Here is a 2,004-nt window from a genome sequence, read left to right on the forward strand (position 1 = left end):
GCCTCCTGCGCGTCGAACCCGCGCGCGGCGGCGAGCGCGACCCCGTAGGCCCCGGCGATCCCGAGGAGCGGCGCCCCGCGCACCGCGAGCGATCTGACCGCCTCCACCAGCACGGACGCGTCCGTGCACACCAGCTCGACCTCCTCCGCGGGCAGCCGTGTCTGGTCGAGGAGGACCAGCACGGGCCCTTCCGGCAGTTCCTCCCATCGGATCGCCGGTGTCCCGGCGGGCCGGTCGTCGTCTCCGGTTCGCGTGTACGGATCAGCCATGCGGTGAGTCTGCCCAGGATCCGCCGGACCATGGACGGTCCGCGGGACGGCACTTGAGCCCCACCGCGGCCGGTCCCTCTGTCGGTGCCCCATGGCACGATTGCATCCAACCTGCCACCGCGACCGCGGACCGGCACCGAGAAGGAGCGACGATGAACGACACTCCGGGCTGGGCCTCGCCCGGATCGGCCCCGTCCGAGGGCCCCGAAGGACAGGAGTCCACAGCGCCCTCGGACCAGCAAGGCGGCCGACCGTCGGACTCCGGCTCCGGCAACCAGTGGTCCAAGGAGCAGCCGCCCCCCGCCCAGTGGACGGCGCCCACGCGCCAGACGCCCCCGCCGGCCCCCGGCCCGGCCCCGACCGGCTGGAACGCCCCGACGCCCCACCCCGGCCACGGAGCTCCCGGCGGCTGGGGAACCGGCTGGGGAGGCCCCCCGCCCGCCGCCAAGCCCGGCATCATCCCGCTGCGCCCTCTCGGCGTGGGCGAGATCCTCGACGGCGCCGTCTCCAGCATGCGCACCCACTGGCGCACGGTCCTCGGCATCTCCCTGGCCATCGCCGTCGTCGTCGAGGTCGCCAGCGTCCTCGTCCAGGGCTTCCTCCTGGCCGACACGGACACGACGGCCATCGGCAACCCGAACGCCAGCCTCGACGAGGTCAGCCGCGCCATGGGCGCCTCGACGACGGCCTCGGGGATCGTCACCCTGATCGCCATGGTCGGCACGATCCTCGCGACCGCCCTGCTCACCACCGTCACCAGCCGGGCGATCCTCGGCAAGGGCGTCACCACCCGCGATGCCTGGCGCGACGCGCTCCCGCAACTGCCGCGCCTGTTCGGCCTGCTCCTCCTGCTGATGCTCATCATCGGCGGCACGGTCTTCGTCGGCGCCCTGCCCGGCATCGCGGTGACCGTCGCGGGCGGCGGTACGGCGGCGGGGGTCGGCCTGACCGTCCTCGGCATCTTCGGCGCGGGCGCCGTCGCGATCTGGCTCGGCATCCGCTTCTCCCTCGCGCCGCCCGCGCTGATGCTGGAGAAGCAGGGCATCAAGAAGGCGCTGGGCCGCTCCGTCAAACTCGTCCGCGGCGCTTGGTGGCGTGTCCTCGGCATCCAGCTGCTCGGGACGATCATCACCGGCGTCGTCTCGATGATCGTCGTCGTCCCCTTCGCCCTCATCGGCGCCGCCCTGGGGGACGGCGGCATGAGCGGCTTCCTCGCCAACTCCGCCGCCGCCGGCCACGACTGGACGTACCTGACCGTCACCGGCATCGGCGGCGTCATCGGCTACACGATCACGTTCCCGATCAACGCCGGCGTCTCCGTGCTCCTCTACGTCGACCAGCGCATCCGGCGCGAGGCCCTCGACCTCGAACTCGCCCGCGCAGCCGGCCTCCAGGACTACGGCACCACCACCGGGAGCTGACGGCGTGCACCTGACGGGGGGAACCATCAGGGCCCTGTGGTCGGCGGCGGCCTCGGACGACACGCCGCCGCTGACCACACCCCGCGATCCCGCGCGGGAGGCGGCCCGCCGCGAACTGTCCAAGCGGCTGTACCACGAGAACGACCCGAACCTCCTCCAGCGCGCCCTGGACGCCTTCTGGAAATGGCTCGGCGGCCTCTTCGACACCGCGGCCGGCGCCACCCCGGGCGGCACGCTCGGCCTCGTCGCCGTCGTCCTGGTCGTCCTCGCCGCCGTCGGCGCCCTGTGGTGGCGCCTGGGCTCCCCTCGCCGTA

General features: G+C 73.7%; 1 protein-coding gene and 2 pseudogenes. 2 read left to right on the forward strand and 1 reads right to left on the reverse strand.

What is annotated here, in order from left to right; translation table 11 throughout:
• Positions 1 to 269, reverse strand: a pseudogene (locus ACVNF4_RS35370) (S-methyl-5-thioribose-1-phosphate isomerase); the annotation flags it as partial.
• Positions 270 to 421: 152 nt separating this feature from the next.
• Here ACVNF4_RS35370 and ACVNF4_RS35375 point away from each other — a divergent pair.
• Positions 422 to 1,690 (forward strand): glycerophosphoryl diester phosphodiesterase membrane domain-containing protein, encoded by a 1,269-nt coding sequence (locus ACVNF4_RS35375; protein WP_461806940.1) that lies wholly within the window; start codon positions 422 to 424, stop codon positions 1,688 to 1,690.
• A gap of 4 nt (positions 1,691 to 1,694) precedes the next feature.
• Positions 1,695 to 2,004, forward strand: a pseudogene (locus ACVNF4_RS35380) (DUF4129 domain-containing protein); the annotation flags it as partial.

This window comes from Streptomyces sp. S6, assembly GCF_054880855.1.